The organism is Pseudomonas sp. OVF7 (genome assembly GCF_030644265.1).
Taxonomy (GTDB): domain Bacteria; phylum Pseudomonadota; class Gammaproteobacteria; order Pseudomonadales; family Pseudomonadaceae; genus Aquipseudomonas; species Aquipseudomonas gorinensis.
The window spans coordinates 1,375,466-1,390,309 of sequence record NZ_CP128996.1 but is presented as its reverse complement, the minus strand read 5'-3'; the positions used below and the strand labels follow the sequence as shown (position 1 = coordinate 1,390,309).

At 62.1% G+C, this 14,844-nt stretch carries 12 protein-coding genes; 7 read left to right on the top strand and 5 right to left on the bottom strand.

Annotated features, from left to right (window positions below; translation table 11 throughout):
• Both QU606_RS06085 and QU606_RS06080 read left to right on the top strand, forming a co-directional pair.
• Positions 1-1,059 carry an HlyD family secretion protein gene (locus QU606_RS06085; RefSeq protein ID WP_304998226.1) on the top strand — a complete coding sequence of 353 codons (1,059 nt, stop codon included), beginning with the start codon at positions 1-3 and terminating at the stop codon, positions 1,057-1,059.
• Positions 1,056-2,501: an efflux transporter outer membrane subunit gene (locus tag QU606_RS06080; protein WP_304998225.1), complete on the top strand. Its 1,446-nt coding sequence runs from the start codon at positions 1,056-1,058 to the stop codon at positions 2,499-2,501. The genes QU606_RS06085 and QU606_RS06080 overlap by 4 nt, the downstream gene beginning before the upstream one ends.
• Positions 2,502-2,686: 185 nt before the next feature.
• Here QU606_RS06080 and QU606_RS06075 read toward each other — a convergent pair whose 3' ends face one another.
• From QU606_RS06075 to QU606_RS06055, 5 genes are all read right to left on the bottom strand, one after another.
• A complete protein-coding gene (locus QU606_RS06075; protein WP_304998224.1) occupies positions 2,687-3,358 on the bottom strand; it encodes a PP2C family serine/threonine-protein phosphatase in 672 nt (223 codons plus the stop codon).
• Positions 3,355-4,041 (bottom strand): hypothetical protein, encoded by a 687-nt coding sequence (locus tag QU606_RS06070; RefSeq protein WP_069077359.1) that lies wholly within the window; start codon positions 4,039-4,041, stop codon positions 3,355-3,357. The genes QU606_RS06075 and QU606_RS06070 overlap by 4 nt, the downstream gene beginning before the upstream one ends.
• Before the next feature lie 14 nt (positions 4,042-4,055).
• Entirely contained in the window at positions 4,056-4,745 is a 690-nt protein-coding gene (locus tag QU606_RS06065) for a hypothetical protein (protein WP_304998223.1), read from the bottom strand.
• A 70-nt stretch (positions 4,746-4,815) separates the two neighbouring features.
• A complete protein-coding gene (locus QU606_RS06060; protein ID WP_304998222.1) occupies positions 4,816-5,520 on the bottom strand; it encodes a DUF3142 domain-containing protein in 705 nt (234 codons plus the stop codon).
• Positions 5,517-7,679 carry an outer membrane assembly lipoprotein YfiO gene (locus tag QU606_RS06055; protein ID WP_304998221.1) on the bottom strand — a complete coding sequence of 721 codons (2,163 nt, stop codon included), beginning with the start codon at positions 7,677-7,679 and terminating at the stop codon, positions 5,517-5,519. The genes QU606_RS06060 and QU606_RS06055 overlap by 4 nt, the downstream gene beginning before the upstream one ends.
• A gap of 199 nt (positions 7,680-7,878) precedes the next feature.
• Here QU606_RS06055 and QU606_RS06050 point away from each other — a divergent pair, with 199 nt between their 5' ends.
• From QU606_RS06050 to QU606_RS06030, 5 genes are all read left to right on the top strand, one after another.
• On the top strand, positions 7,879-8,610 hold the full coding sequence (locus QU606_RS06050; RefSeq protein ID WP_223817822.1) for an efflux RND transporter periplasmic adaptor subunit: 732 nt from the start codon (positions 7,879-7,881) through the stop codon (positions 8,608-8,610).
• Positions 8,607-9,926: an efflux RND transporter periplasmic adaptor subunit gene (locus QU606_RS06045; protein ID WP_102625067.1), complete on the top strand. Its 1,320-nt coding sequence runs from the start codon at positions 8,607-8,609 to the stop codon at positions 9,924-9,926. The genes QU606_RS06050 and QU606_RS06045 overlap by 4 nt, the downstream gene beginning before the upstream one ends.
• Positions 9,926-12,022, top strand: coding sequence for an efflux RND transporter periplasmic adaptor subunit (locus QU606_RS06040; RefSeq protein WP_069074969.1), 2,097 nt, complete (start codon positions 9,926-9,928; stop codon positions 12,020-12,022). The genes QU606_RS06045 and QU606_RS06040 overlap by 1 nt, the downstream gene beginning before the upstream one ends.
• 250 nt (positions 12,023-12,272) lie before the next feature.
• The gene (locus QU606_RS06035) at positions 12,273-13,886 is read left to right on the top strand and encodes a glycosyltransferase family 39 protein (protein ID WP_304998220.1); all 1,614 of its coding nucleotides are present in this window, start codon (positions 12,273-12,275) and stop codon (positions 13,884-13,886) included.
• 86 nt (positions 13,887-13,972) lie between these two features.
• A complete protein-coding gene (locus tag QU606_RS06030) occupies positions 13,973-14,836 on the top strand; it encodes a sulfotransferase (protein WP_024072683.1) in 864 nt (287 codons plus the stop codon).
• Positions 14,837-14,844 lie beyond the last annotated feature (8 nt).

The following is a 14,844-nucleotide window of genomic DNA, read 5'->3' as shown; positions in this document are numbered from 1 at the left end:
ATGAAACGCAAAGACAAAATAGCCGTCTCTGTCATCGCCGTATTCGCCGTCGGCGTGTTGGTGTACCTGGTCGCGCCGGGGCTACTGGGCAACAAGCGCCAGGCCACCAACGACGCCTTCGTTGCCGCCGACTTCACCCTGGTGGCGCCGCGCGTGGCCGGCTTTATCAAGGAGGTGCTGGTGGAAGACAACCAGCGCGTCAAGGCCGGCCAGTTGCTGGCGCTGATCGACGACCGTGATTTTCGCGCCGCCGCCCAGGCCGCCGATGCCGACACTTTGGTCGCCCAGGCCCAGCTGAAAAACGCCAGCGCGACCCTGGAACGTCAAAGCTCGGTGATCGCCCAGGCCCAGGCCACCGTGGCGGCAGACCGTGCCGAAGTGGCCTTCGCCGAACACGAACTGAACCGTTACAACCACCTCGCCGGTGTGGGCGCGGGTACTGTGCAGAACGCCCAGCAAGCCAAGACCCGTATTGACCAGGCCAACGCACGCCTGGCCAGTGCCACGGCGGTGCTGGCGGCCGAACGCAAGCAGGTGGAAATCCTCACGGCCCAGCGCGACGCCGCCGAGGGGGGGCTCAAGCGCGCCCAGGCCGCGTTGGAAATGGCCAGCTATCAGCTGTCCTACACGCGCATCGTCGCGCCGGTGGATGGCATGGTCGGCGAGCGCGCGGTGCGGGTGGGCGCCTATGTGACGCCGGGCAGCAAGATCCTCGCGGTGGTGCCGTTGGCCGAGGCCTACGTGGTGGCCAACTTCCAGGAAACCCAGCTTTACCATATGCACGCTGGCCAAGCCGTGCAGGTACGTGTCGACAGCCTCGACGGCGAGTTGCTCAACGGCCACCTGGAAAGCCTGGCGCCTGCGACCGGGGTGACGTTCGCCTCGGTCAAACCGGATAACGCCACCGGTAACTTCACCAAGGTGGTGCAGCGCATCCCGGTGAAGATCGTCCTCGAACCGAATCAGCCGCTGACCGAGCGCCTGCGGGTCGGCATGTCGGTGGAAGCCAGCGTCGACACCCAGCCGGTCACGCAGCCGCGTGAGGTGGTCCAGCAATGAGATCGTTTGCCTGGCTCACCTTAAGCCTGCTCAGCCTGGGCGCCTGCACCGTCGGCCCGGATTTCCAACGGCCCCAGGGCCCTCATGTCACGCAATGGAATGAGCCCCAAGGCCGTCAGGCCGCCAGCCGCGCGGTCACTGGCCCGCTGGAGGAGCGCTGGTGGGACGTGTTCCACGACGAGCAACTCTCGGCCCTGACGCGTCGTGCCCTCACCGATAACCTCGACCTGAAACTGGCCAGCAGTCGCTTGCAACAAAGTCGCGCCGTGCGCCAGGTGACGACCGCCGAGCGCTACCCCCGTGTCGATGCAACAGGGGCTTACCAGCGCAAACGCAATAGCGGCGAAGGTTTGAACGACCCCTCCGGCGAGAACGGCCGTTCGGCGTTCAACCAATGGGACGCAGGCTTCTCCGCCTCCTGGGAGCTGGATTTCTGGGGGCGGATCAAACGTGAAACCGAAGCCGCCGACGCCACCCTGCAAGTCGCCGAAAACGACCGTCGCGCCGTCTTGCTGTCGGTGCTGGCCGAGACCGCCCAGGACTACATCCAACTGCGCGGCGTGCAAAATACCCGTGCTGTCACCGAGCAAAACCTCGACGTCGCTCGCCACAGCCTCAAGCTCTCGCAACTGCGCCTGGCCGACGGCGTGGCCACCGACCTGGACGTGGCCGAAGCCGCCGCCCAGGTCGCGGCCATCGAAGCGCGCCTGCCGGATTTGCAACAGCGCCAGGACCAGTTGATCAACGCCCTCAGCCTGTTGATGGGTGAGCCGCCGCAAGCCCTGCATGCGCAATTGTCCAAGGATGCTGCGGTGCCGCAGACCCAACGCCAGGTCGCCATCGGCCTGCCCTCGGAACTCGCCGAGCGCCGCCCGGACATCCGCCAGGCCGAGGCCCGCCTGCACGCCGCGACCGCCAGCATCGGAGTGGCCAAGGGCGACTTTTACCCGCGCATCACCTTGTCCGGCAGCCTCGGCTCCCAGGCCATGCAACTGTCGGATTTCGGCTCCTGGGGCTCCCGTGCGTTTGCCTTCGGCCCGCAATTGAGCCTGCCGCTGTTCAACGGCGGGCGCCTGCAAGGCATGTTGAACCTGCGCGAAGCCCAGCAACAGGAAGCGGCGCTGGCCTATCAGCAAACCGTGCTGCGTGCCTGGCATGAGATCGACGATCAACTGACTCGCTACAACGCCAGCCAATTACGCCGCGACAGCCTGGCCGAAGCCGTGCGCCAGAACCAGATCGCCCTGACCACCGCGCAGCATCAGTACGTCGAGGGCGTGGTGGATTTCGTCAACGTACTCACGGTGCAAAGTGCACTGCTGGCCACGCAGGAGCAGTGGGTGGAGAGTTCTACCGGGGTGTCGTTGGCGATGGTGGGGTTGTATAAAGCGCTGGGTGGGGGCTGGGAGTCGGTGTATCCGCTGGTGCAGGCTCAGCGCTGAAAATTGGACTATCCGATGTAGGACTGTTCTTGATTTTTGCTGCAATCATCTTTGGTAAGCCATGATCGTTAAGCTTTCAGGCCGATTATTTCCTGTGAGCTTTTCTGATGTCGGTATCGAAAATCCGCGAAGCCTAGCCCCAGGGCTGATCCTCTGCGCCTTCTTGCCTTGCGTACCTGTTTCTTCTAAGACTGCAAAAGCATGAAAGTGACATCATCTTCTGTTGAGCAACCGTCCAGGGTTTGCCCTGCAATGGCTTTGAGCTGGTCTGCGGCTGACAGTTCGGCCCAAAATCCATCTGTTGCCAGAATCCAAGTCGTCCCCCTAACCGTTTCCACGGAGTTAACCGCTGGCTCATGGGGCCTGCGATAACTCATGCAGTTGAGCAGTGTTTTGCGGGAGGAGCTTTCGGCGATGACTGCGTGGCTCAGGTCTCCTTTCCAGTTGGGGCCGCAATGGGGTGAAGTTAGCCAAATCATGCTCTGATCTTTTCCCAGATAGCCAAGGCAACAGTCACCAGCGTGGATCGAAATGGCCGTTTGACCCATCACCAGCAACACAAGGTAGCTGGTGGAGGCCAATGGAAAACCTGGGCAAAGGTTTGAGTGCGCCTCTCCCAGTGCGTGGAGTACCCATTCAGTTGCTTTGTCTGGGCATGATGTAACTGTCGGTTCTGCGCGAGAAAACGACTCAAGCAGATAATGAGTCAAGGCTCGCGCCAATTCGCCACTGGCTGGCTTGGAAGTGCCATCAGCGATCACGTGGAGATACGCTCCTGTGCTTTGAGCCGAACCGATGACATCGCGGTTTTCGGTTCTTTCAGTTCCTTGCTGACTGAGGCTCAACTGTAGGATCAAGCGGTCACTCCCAATCCCACGAGCGTCTTCAGGCGCTCGTAAATCAACGTTTCCCGATCAGCGTCCTGAGCGCTGCTTTGGATGACGTCCTGAAACGCTGACAGTCTTATCAATGCGGTGAATTGATTGCTCACGAAATGTCGGAGCTCAAAAGGCGCTCGCTTCACTTCTTCGATAAGTTCTTCCCTGCCGTCCAGCAAAGCGATGATGTCTTCGATGTCATTGGACATCAGTACGTCGTCATGACCTCGGCCCTGATACGCCTGAAGTTTTGCGGCGAGAAACCATGGTGCCGCAAATATCTTGATACGTGTTCCTTTGGGGAGTGTGTAGTCGATGGAGTTTTCTAGCCCGCCGACAAACCACGTATTGGAAAACCCCAATACTTTTGCATCGGTCGGCATGAAATCCACTTTCAAACCGCCGAGTCGTAAACGACAGGTGACGGAGTCCTGGCCGGTATTTTTGAAGCCTCTGGGTTTCAGGTTTTCTTCCAACCGATACCAGTCAGGCGTGCCTGTCAGATGAATGACCAGGTCCACGTCATCCGTGCCGCGAATTGATTCAAGGGTGTATTCGTCGGTGATGAGTAAAACAGTGGTGCATCCGCCGACAAAAGCGACTTGTTCACGCAGCTCATCACCCAACGCCTCAGCGACCTCTTCAAGCATTTGCAGCATCATGGTTCTGTTGGACGTCACAAGATCCACTCCCGCAGCATGGCATCGGCCACCTTGGCTTCGCGCGGCCCGCCAATGCGGATGGCATCGACGAGTGCCAGGAAATGATAAAGCAGCTCATCTTTTTTCACTGCGCCGGGGACGGTTTTATACAAAGGCGTTATTTCTTGGCCTTTGCTCTTTCCATATGCGTCCGGCCAGACGGGAATGAGGTCGCCGCCGCTCATTACTTTTCCCGCCAGGACTGGCGCGGCGAAGGCTGTCGGAATACCGCGAACGATAGGGCCTGGTTTAACCGGGAAAATATAGCGAATGCTGTACGTGACTAAATCAAGCAGTGCCTTGCTTCTTACCAGAGGAATTCCGTCGGTGTGGCTCGTATAGATCAAGCCAATTTCCCTGCAACGATTCAGGGATGAGGAAACCTCTGTTTTGCTTAGGCCCAACGCTGAGGACAGCGATCTCACAGAATAGGTTTGTGAGCTGAGTCCTTCAAAGTCTTCGTCTATTCCATCCCAGCCCCGCCAGTCATCAATTGACGAAAGTTGAACAGTTTCGAAGTTTTGAATGTAATCCGGAAGATTTTGAAACCCGAGGCTCGCGCTCTCTTTTTCCACAGAGAACACTCGTTTTTTTACGCGCTCCCCTTTGGCCTGTAGTTCCAGGCTGATCAGTTTGAACAGGATGACGATGTCTTGACTTTTCATGGGGCTCCAAAAGCGAATGTCCTCTGTCCGCGGACAGAGGACACTTTCTTGCATATAATTGACACCCCTGTCAACGGTTTTGCAAAAACACCACATACCCCCGAAACCACTCACTCTCCTGCAAATACCTAGGCGCCTCCCACTCCCCACCCTGTATCAAGCCGATCTTGAACGGCAGCCCCATCCGGTTCATCCGTGGCAAATACGCCGCGTAATCCGGGATGCTCTGGCGTCCCTGGTACGTCTGCACCACCACTTCGTCCACCACGCCCTTGAGCTGGGCGATGGCGGCGGGGTCGGCGTTGCTGCTCCAGTCCATCAGGCCGGTGATGCTCAGGCGCAGCTCAAAGGGCAGGCGTTGGCGCAGGTCGCGCAGGAAGTCGGCGTATTCGTGCAGGTATTGGGTGCGGGCGTCGAAGTCGATCTGGATGCCGACCACGGGGTTGCCTGCGTCGCGCCAACGTTGTACCTGGCCGAGCAGCTGGGTGTAGATCTGTTCGGGCCAGTGCAGGGTGTGGGCGCGGTAGACCACCCAGACTTCGCCGCGGGTGAGGCGCGGTACGCTGATGCCTTGGGCGATCAGTTGCACACCGCGCTGGGGCGCGCGGCGGGTGGAGTTGATCTGGCCCTGGAGGATGTACAGGGTCTTGGCCTGCTTGAGTACCGGCTGTGGCGTGACGCCGCTCCACAGCCAGAAGGCGTCATAGTCACGGGCATCGACGGCGCCGAATGCCGGGCTTGCCAGCAACAGCAGGCCCAGCCACAGGCGTTTCACCAGTAGTACTGCAGCGATTTGCCCCACTGGGTGTCGGCGAAACCACTTTTCAGCTGGCGGAACCAGGCTTTGCGCACGGCGGGTTCGACGTCCTGGCCGCCGCAACTGTTGTAGCCGGCCGGCGCGTAGCAGTTGATGGCGCGGAACAGCGCGTAGGCCTTGTCGTTTTTGGGCGCCTTGGCGTTGCCGATGACCTGCTTGTAACCGTCGAGCCGCGAGAAGGTTTCACCCTTGAAGTCTGAGGCGGTGCTGCCCAGGCTGCCGGCCGCGCGGGCCTGCTCCAGAGGCATGCCGTCCAGGCCGTTGCGCAGGATGAATTCGCCGAAGCAGTTCAGGGCCTGGGGGTTCTTCGCGTCGGTCTGCAAGGTCGCTGCGGTTTGCGCGATGCTCGGGCAGGCGTAGCCGGATTCGGCCTTGTCGCCGTTCCACTGGAACAGCTTAAGCGTCTGGCTGGCGCTGTAGACATAACCCAGGCTGGTGCCCAGCTTGTCCTCGGGGGCCTGGGCCGGCAGCTGCTTGAGGTCCTCGGCGAACGTGGCGAACTGGCCGTGCAGCAGGTCTTTGTAGAGCAGCACGAATTGCGCGGTCTGGCGTTCCAACGGATCGCTGGCCTGGGCGATCTGCTGGCGCAGCAGTTCAGGCCCGGCGACGTTGCGCAGCAGGATGTAGCGCACCTGCCTGGCACTGATCGGCGAATCGCTGGCGAACACCTTGGCCAACTGGCCGCTGCGCTCGTAGTTCATGGCCAGTGCCAACTCCAGCTGGTCGCGTTGCAGCGGCAGTTTTGCCAGTGGCAACAGTTGCAGCCACAAGGTCTCGGCGCCTTTCCAGTCTTGCTTGGCTTCCAGGGCCAGGCCGCGCAGGGTCTGCTGGCTGAAGGCGAAGTAGTTCAGGTTCGACGGCACGCTCTGCGGCAACTGCTTCAAGGCGGCGTCCGGTTGATGCTCGATGTACAGCGCGCACACTGCCAGCAAGTACTCATAGAGCGCTGGCTCGCTGGCGAACGCGGCCTTTTGCTTCTCGAGGTCTGCGCGGCTGAGGGCCGGCTGGTTGCCGCCGCGCATCACCATCAGGTCGCTGACGAGCTGGATCATCGGGGTCTTGACGGTATCGCTGTTGACCATCAACAGCTTGAGGTCGGCTTCTTCTACCAGCTCATCCTCAGACACATTGCGCTGCTCGTCGGTGGCCGTCAGTGCCCAGGCGAACGCGTCGGCGAGCTTGGTGTTGTCGTCGGCCAGCCAGTACACCCGGCGCAGCAGCCCGTGGGCCGAGGCCGCGTATTCGCCCTGTGGATAAGTCTTCAGGTAGGCGTTGAAGCCCTGCTCGGCCGTGGCCAGTGCGGGCTTATCCACACGGTCCAGGTGCGGCACGCCGTCTTCGTCATAGGTGTCGGCCTGGGCCTGGTTGAGCGCTGTGCGGGCGGTCATGTACAGCGCGGCTTCCTTCAACCACGGCGATTGGGCATTGCCGACGCCAGCAAAGCCTTGCGCGGCCTCGGCGAAGCGGCCGCTGTAGAAATCAGCGGCGGCTTGCAGGTAGGTGCGAAACAGTTGGCCGTCGGCGGACTGGATCTGCTGCGGCTCGGCGATCACCGGGCCATCCCAGGTGCAGGTGGTGAGCAGTTGCAGTCGCGCTTTGGCCAGCAGCGCGCGCTCGGTCGCCGGTATGTCGGCCTTGACCACTTGGCGGATGAACGCCGTGGCGCTGTCATCGTCGTTGCTGCGGCAGCGGCTGCCCTCGCCACTGAGGAACGCTTCGCCGGCGGTTTTGTACTCCTCGCGCTTGACCCCCAGGGAAGTCAGCAGGGTGTCGAGCTCGGCGGTAGGCGAATCGTCCGAGTCGGGCTCAGTCTCTGCGCTGGAGGCAGCGGCCAGGCGATACACCGGAAACGGCACCGGGCCGAAACCCTGGGACAGGTCATCTTCGCTCAGCGCCTTGGGCGCCAACGGCGCGGCCTTTTTGTCAGCCAGCAGCAGGCGCAGGTTGGCCCGGCTGTCATTGCCTGGGCTGAGGAACGGCAGGTTGTTGCACGGGTCCAGGCTGTCACGCGAGACCCGCCAGTCGGGGTAGCACGAATCGTCGGAGCTGGCCTGGGCCTGTAGGGAAATACCGGCCAGCAGAGCCAGTGCCAGGGGTGACAGAAAACCGATGCGCATGACGTGTCCTTGATCCTGAATCCTTGGGGGTGGCAATCATAGCGTGATCCGACAAAAGCATCGGTGAAGCCCTACACAAATTACTGACTTATCCGATTGGGGCGGTGGCAATTTAACCGTGCTGACATAGACTGCAATCATGGTCAGGGAGGATCGTATGGAGCGGTTACGAAGAGGGACGTTGAGTTTTATCTGCCTGATGGGCGTTGCGCCGATGGTCATGGCGGACGATCCGTTGTTGGACCACCCGCTTGCGGCGTCGACCAGCGCCTCCAGTGACGCCCGGGGTGTGCTGCGCGCTCGCGACCAGGCGGTGCTGGCCAGCGAATTGTCGGGGCGCATTGTTGAACTGCCTTTCAGCGAAGGCGAGTCGTTCAAGAAGGGCGACACCCTGGCGCGTTTCGATTGCTCGGCCTACCAGGCCCAATTGAACGCCGCCCAGGCTGCCAGCCGGGGTGCCAGTGAAGAACTGGCCCACAACAAACAACTGGCGGCGCTCAACTCCGTCGGGCGTTTTGAAGTGGCCCGCGCCGAAGCCAAGCTCACTGAAACCCAGGCCCAATCCCAGGTTTACCAAGTGCAGGTCAAGCGCTGCAGCGTGCTGGCGCCGTATGACGGCCAAGTGGTGCAGCGCAAGGTCCAACGCTATGAAAGCGTCTCGGCAGGGGCGCCGTTGCTGGAAATCGTCGACAACCACAGCCTGGAAATTCACCTGCTGGTGCCGTCGCGCTGGATGGGCAAACTCAAGCCGGGCCAGACGTTCAATTTCACCCCCGATGAAACCGGCCAGGCGTTCACCGCCACGGTCAAACGCCTCGGCGCGCGCATCGATGAGGGGAGCCAGACGCTGCTGCTGGTCGCCACCTTACCCAATGCCAGCGGGCTGCTGGCGGGCATGAGTGGCACGGCCCATTTTGCGCAATTGCAATGAACGCACCGATGCCGGGCCACGCTGAGCGCGTATTTGCGCAGTTTCTCGACCTTGAACGCCAGACCCGTGCCGCGCGTACTATCGAGCAACTGGCCTACAGCCTGGTCAACGACAGCCAGCCCCTGTTCGGCTATCGCCACACCGCGCTGTTGATCGCCGGCAAAGTGAGGGCGGTGACGGCGGTGAGCAGCGTCGATTCGAATGCGCCGTTCGTGGCGTTTGTCGAGCAGGCGGTGGCGCAGTTGCACAAACTGGCGTTGAGCCAGACTGCGCGGGTGGTCCTGGCTGAGCAATTAAGTGGCGCGGTGCAAGCCGATTGGCAGAGCCTGTCCGCCGGGCACGTGTTCTGGCTGCCGTTGATGGATCCCCAGGGCCGGGTGTTCGGCGGCCTGTGGCTGGCGCGGGATACCCCGTGGAGCCCGGCCGAACAAGTGCTGCTGGCGCATTTTGGCGACACCTGCAGCCATGCCTGGCACGCGTTGCAGCCACGCCAGCCGTGGCGCCTGCGCCTGACCCGTAAACGCGGAATAGCGGTGCTGGTGGCGTTGTTGCTGATGCTGTTGATCCCGGTGCGCCAATCGGTGCTGGCGCCCGCCGAAGTGGTGCCGCAGGCCGGGCAAGTGGTGGCGGCGCCGCTGGATGGCGTCATCGCCGAGTTTTTGGTCAAGCCCAATCAGTCGGTAAAAACCGGCGACCTGTTGCTGCGCTTCGAAAGCACCACGCTGACGGCGCAGGCCGATGTGGCGGCGCGTGCTCTGGGTGTCGCTGAAGCGGAGCTCAAGGCCAATTCCCAGCGCGCCTTTGCCGATGCCGAATCCAGTTCGAAGATCGACCTGCTGGCGGCCCGCGTCGAGCAAAAACGCGCCGAACGCGACTATGCGCGTGAACTGCTCAAACGCAGCGAAGTGCGTGCCGAGCGCGACGGCATCGCTGTATTCGCTGATGCTGACCGCTGGACCGGCAAACCGGTGCAGACCGGCGAGCGCTTGCTACAGATTGCCAACCCTGCCCAGGCGGAATTGCGCATTGAGCTGGCGGTGGGCGATGCCATTGCCTTGGCGCCCAATGCCCAGGTAGCGCTGTTCCTCGACAGTGACCCACTGCAACGCCATCTCGCCACCCTGCAACGTGCCGCCTATGAAGCGCAGCCCACGCCGGGCGGGCAATTGGCCTATCGCCTCGATGCACAATTCGATGGCGCGCCACCGCGTATCGGCCTGCGCGGTACGGCGAAGCTGTATGGCGGCCGCGCGCCGCTGGCCCTGTACCTGCTGCGTCGGCCGTTGGCGGGCCTGCGCCAGAGCGTCGGCCTCTGATGAACCTGCCCACACTGCGCGAAGACCTGCAACTGTCCAGTGCCGGCGCGGCGCTGGACGGTTCGCCACGCTGGACCCTGGCCGACCCGGTGCGCGGGCGCTATTTCAAACTCGGCGCCACCGCCATTCGTTTGCTGCGGCACTGGTCCCTGGGCGATCCAGAGAAAGTCCTGCAAGCCGCCAACCGTGAACCGGGTTTGCCCCTGGGCATCAGCGAAGTGGAGGAGCTGCTGAGCTTTTTGCGCGCCCATGACCTGATCACCGGCCTTGATCCGCAGCAGCGCGCCAGTTACCTCTATAAAGCGGCCGCACAAAAGCAGAGCCTGTGGCAGGTGTTGCTGCATCAGTACCTGTTTTTCCGCATTCCGCTGTGGCGTCCGGACGCTTTTCTCAACCGGACATGGCCCTGGCTGGCGCGCTTCGGTCCGGGCTTGCTGCGGTACGGCCTGCCGGCAGTTCTGGGCCTGGGCGTGTTTTTGGTCGCGCGCGACTGGCAGCGCTTTCTGGCGACGTTCCCGCACTTGTTCAGCCTCGGCGGCGCCTTGGCGTTTGGGGTGGTGTTGTGCTTCGCCAAGTTGTGCCATGAGTTCGGCCATGCCTATATGGCCAAACGCGCTGGCTGTCGGGTTCAGAGCATGGGTGTGGCGTTCATGGTGCTGTTGCCGATGTTCTACACCGATGTGAGCGACGCCTGGCGGGTCAATGATCGCCGTGCGCGGTTGATGATCGGTGCCGGCGGGGTGATGGCCGAGTTGCTGCTGGCTTGTATCGCCTTGCTTGCCTGGGCGCTGCTGCCGGATGGCCCGGCGCGCACCGCGGCGTTCATGTTGGCCAGTGCCACGTGGCTGACGACATTGGCGATCAACCTCAACCCGTTCATGCGTTTTGATGGCTACTTCTTGATCAGCGATTTATGGGGGGTGGATAACCTGCAAGGCCGCGCCTTTGCCCTGTGCCGTTGGCGCCTGCGTGAACTGTTGTTCGGGTATGGCGAGCCGGCGCCGGAGCCGTGGTCGCCGACGATGCAACGACGCTTGTTGGCGTGGGGCTACCTGGCGTGGCTGTGGCGGGCGGCGCTGTTTCTGGGGATTGCCCTGGCGGTGTATCACCTGTTCTTCAAACTGCTCGGGATCTTCCTGATGCTGGTGGAGTTGGTCTGGTTCATCTTCCTGCCGATCTTCAAGGAATGGCGCGAATGGTGGAGTCGTCGCAGCCAGGCCCATGCGCCGCGTGTGCTGTTGAGCAGCCTGGGGTTGGTGTTGATCGGGCTGGCGCTGGTGGTGCCGTGGCGCAGCGCCGTCGAGCTGCCGGCCATGCTCGAAGCCGGGCGCGCCAGCGCGTTGCACGCGCCGGTGGCCGCGCGGGTCAAGCAGTTGCGGGTGGCGGATGGGCAAACCGTCACCCAGGGCCAGGTCTTGTACGAACTGGAGTCACCGGATTTGGACGCGCGGCAAAGCATCGTGCGCCGTGAAGTGGAGATTTTGCAGCTGCAGATGCGCCGCCAGGCCGGGCGCAGTGAAACGGCTGCGGATGCCGGGATCAACGATCAGCGTCTGTCCCAGGCCCTGGCCGAATACCGTGGGCTGGCCGCCCAGCGCGAACGCCTGCTGTTGCGCGCGCCCCATGCTGGCAGGGTGCGCGATGTGCTGCCGCAATTGAGCGTGGGCCGTTGGCTGTCGCCCAAGGACTCACTGGCCCAAGTGGTGGAAGAGGGCGCACGCCTGCGCGGTTACCTGGCCGAGGCCGAACTGTGGCGGGTGGCGCCGGGTTCCACTGGACGGTTTATCGCCGATGACCCGATGCACGTGGCCATCCCGGTGGTATTGACCGACATCGACGCCAACGGCGTGGCCTATCTGGACCAGGAGGCACTGACCTCCGATCACCATGGGCCAATTGCCGTGCGCCGCGACGAAAATCAGCGACCGGAGCCGGTACAGGCTCAATACGGTGCGCGACTGAAAAGCGTTGAAACGATCCCTACCCCCCATCAACCGCTGCGCGGAGTGGTGATGCTGCAAGGGCGCAGTGAGTCGGTACTGGGCGTGGCCTGGCGACGGGCGGCAGCGCTGGGGGTACGGGAAAGTGGGTTCTGACAAGCGTCAGGAGGACGCCAGCCGCGTAGCGGTAAGCCGCATAAACCGTTGAAACCCCATGTGCGCCGGGCCTTTGCGCAACATCCCGAAGAGTGTGGGCAGGCAGGATGGTCAGGTGACCCCCAGCCGGTAACACAACGCCTGGCGGGTGCAAAACAGCAAGCGAAACCGAGGCTTTTGTCCTAGAGTGGCGCTTGTTTGCGCATGCGCAGGGTTTGCCTTGAAAAGAGGCAGTTTCAGAGGAATTGAGGTGCGACGGTCCGTGGTAGAACAAGACGACAAAGTTGGGGTTTTTCCCGCAGTCAGTCGCCTCTCGGCTGCCTGGGCGGGTGCCGGTTGGCTCAGCCGGCTATGGTGGGTGCCGATTCTGGCGCTGGCCATGGCCGTACGTTTTTATGGCCTGACAGCAGCGGCGATCTGGGGTGACGAAGGTTCGAGCCTGCTGCTCAGCGAATACGCGGTAGACGACCTGTGGTTCCACGCGGCCCATGATGTGCACCCCCCGTTGTATTTTTTCATGCTGCGCGGCTGGATCGGCCTGTTTGGCGACGGCATCTGGTCGATTCGCGGCATGAGCGCGATTCCCGGCGTGGTCGCGGTGGGCCTGGGTATCTGGCTGACGCGGCTACTGTCCACCTATCGTGCCGCCGTGCTGGCGGGTGTGCTGCTGGCGCTGTACCCCACTGCCGTGCGATACAGCCAGGAAGTGCGTATGTACTCGCTGCTGGCCGTGTGGCTGCTGGCTGCGACGCTGGCGCTGGTGTATTGGGTGCGCCGCCCCGAGCGCACGCGCTACCTGGCGGCCTATGTGCTGCTGATGGCGGCCGGTTTCTATACCCATTACTTCATGGCCTTGTGTGTAATGGTGCATTGGGCCTACCTGGGGTTGTTGTACTCGTCCCAGGCACCTGGCCGACGGTTGCTCCTGCGCCCAGCGTGGTGGTGCGCCAATGTCCTGATTGTGGTGCTGTACTTGCCCTGGTTGCCCAACCTGGTGGACCTGGTGCAGCACGTCGAACAGCTCAAGACCGGGGGGGATATCGGCTGGGAAGACCCGGTCACGCTGATCTCCGTCCCGTCGATGATCTGGCAGTTCATGCTCCAGGACGAGGGCATCGGTTTCTGGACACCATTGTTCTGGTCGTTCCCGCTGCTACTGATCGCCGTCGTGGGGGTGACCGCCTGGCGTGATCGCGAAGCCCATCGGCCGGCCTGCCTGCTGGCGCTATTCTTCCTGCTGCCGCTGTTGCTGGTGTATGCGGTATCGTTTATTTCCCCGGTGTTCATCGAGCGCTACCTCACGGCGTATGCCCTTGGCTTGCCGATCATGGTGGCCCTGGCCATCGACCGCCTGCCCAAACGCCTGTCACGCTGGGGCGCCGCGTTCCTGGTGCTATTTATCAGCGTGGAACTGCTGGGGCTGAAGAGCAATGCAACCGTGGACGACCGCGATAATTTCAACGTGCCGGTGGAGTTCGTCAACCGTAACTATCAGGAAGGCGACCGCATCGTCCTTAGCGACATGCTGTGGTACTTGAGCTACGTGTATTACGACCAGACTGACGCCCAATTGCAGCTCTATACCCCGCCCAAACCGGATGGCACGTCGACCCGGCCTAACGCGTATGGCTTCGGTACGCTGGTGGACCAGGACGGCGGGCGTATCTACCTCGATAGTCTGTCGGCTTTACCGGCGGATACGCGCCGCGTCTGGCTGATCAGCAGCACTGATTTGCCGGACGATTTCGCGCCGATTCCCACCGATTGGCGCGAACTTTTGCGCCAGGATGGCGGTGGAGCCAGGGCACGCCTGTTCGTGCTTTGCCGCGGGCCAGAGCCTTCGCAGCCGGAGGGCTGTCGCTAATCGCGAATTGGCATTGAGAAAATGCCGAAATAGTGGCAAATGAACACTAGTTGACCCTGCAATCCTCTACTACGCTTCCACCATAAATGGATTTGTCCTACAAAGTGGTGAAAGGATTGCAGTATCACTTTATCTCCGGTCTGCCGCGTTCCGGCTCGACCTTGCTCTCTGCAATCCTGTTGCAGAACCCACGCTTTCGCGCCGGCATGAGCAGTCCCATAGGGTCGTTGTTCAATGGTGTGCTGGCGCAGTGCAGCGCCGGCAGCGAGTTTGGCTCGGTCATTGATCCGGACACCCGCCGCCGCCTGTTGCGCGGCTTGTTCGATGCTTATTACGGCGACAAACCCTCCACCCCGGTGGTGTTCGACACCAACCGCCAGTGGTGCGCGCGCATGCCCGCCCTGCATGACCTGTTTCCCCAGGCCAAGGTCATTGCCTGTGTGCGCAACGTGGCGTGGATCATGGACAGCCTGGAACGCCTCTATCGCGCCAATCCGTTCGAGAACACCAAGCTGTTCAACGACGACATCGAGCGCAACACCGTATACAGCCGTGTCGAAACCCTGGGCCAGCGCAATCGCCTCGTGGGCTATGCCTGGTCGGCCCTCAAAGAGGCGTACTACGGTGAAAACGCCGGGTCCATGTTGATCGTCGACTACGACCTGCTATCCCAGGCGCCCGAGCGCGTGATGCGGCTGGTCTACGAATTTATCGAGCAGCCGTGGTTCGAGCATGACTTCGACAACCTCAGCTATGACGCGCCGGACTTCGACGAGGCTCTGGGCGTCAGCGGGTTGCATCGGGTCAAGCCCAAGGTCGCTTTGCAGCCTCGGCGTACGATCCTGCCGCCGGACCTCTTCGAGCAGTTTGCGCATATGGATTTCTGGCGGGATGGCAGCCTGAGCGCCGCCAATGTAATTCGCACCAAAGCCGATGCCGCGATCGGCTGATCGCGGTT

Excerpts from the sequence above, each read along its gene's own strand:
- QU606_RS06085 (WP_304998226.1), top strand. The coding sequence starts at position 1 with ATGAAACGCAAAGACAAAATAGCCGTCTCTGTCATCGCCGTATTCGCC.
- QU606_RS06080 (WP_304998225.1), top strand. The coding sequence starts at position 1,056 with ATGAGATCGTTTGCCTGGCTCACCTTAAGCCTGCTCAGCCTGGGCGCC.
- QU606_RS06070 (WP_069077359.1), bottom strand. The coding sequence starts at position 4,041 with ATGATGCTGCAAATGCTTGAAGAGGTCGCTGAGGCGTTGGGTGATGAG.
- QU606_RS06065 (WP_304998223.1), bottom strand. The coding sequence starts at position 4,745 with ATGAAAAGTCAAGACATCGTCATCCTGTTCAAACTGATCAGCCTGGAA.
- QU606_RS06055 (WP_304998221.1), bottom strand. The coding sequence starts at position 7,679 with ATGCGCATCGGTTTTCTGTCACCCCTGGCACTGGCTCTGCTGGCCGGT.
- QU606_RS06050 (WP_223817822.1), top strand. The coding sequence starts at position 7,879 with ATGGGCGTTGCGCCGATGGTCATGGCGGACGATCCGTTGTTGGACCAC.
- QU606_RS06045 (WP_102625067.1), top strand. The coding sequence starts at position 8,607 with ATGAACGCACCGATGCCGGGCCACGCTGAGCGCGTATTTGCGCAGTTT.
- QU606_RS06040 (WP_069074969.1), top strand. The coding sequence starts at position 9,926 with ATGAACCTGCCCACACTGCGCGAAGACCTGCAACTGTCCAGTGCCGGC.
- QU606_RS06030 (WP_024072683.1), top strand. The coding sequence starts at position 13,973 with ATGGATTTGTCCTACAAAGTGGTGAAAGGATTGCAGTATCACTTTATC.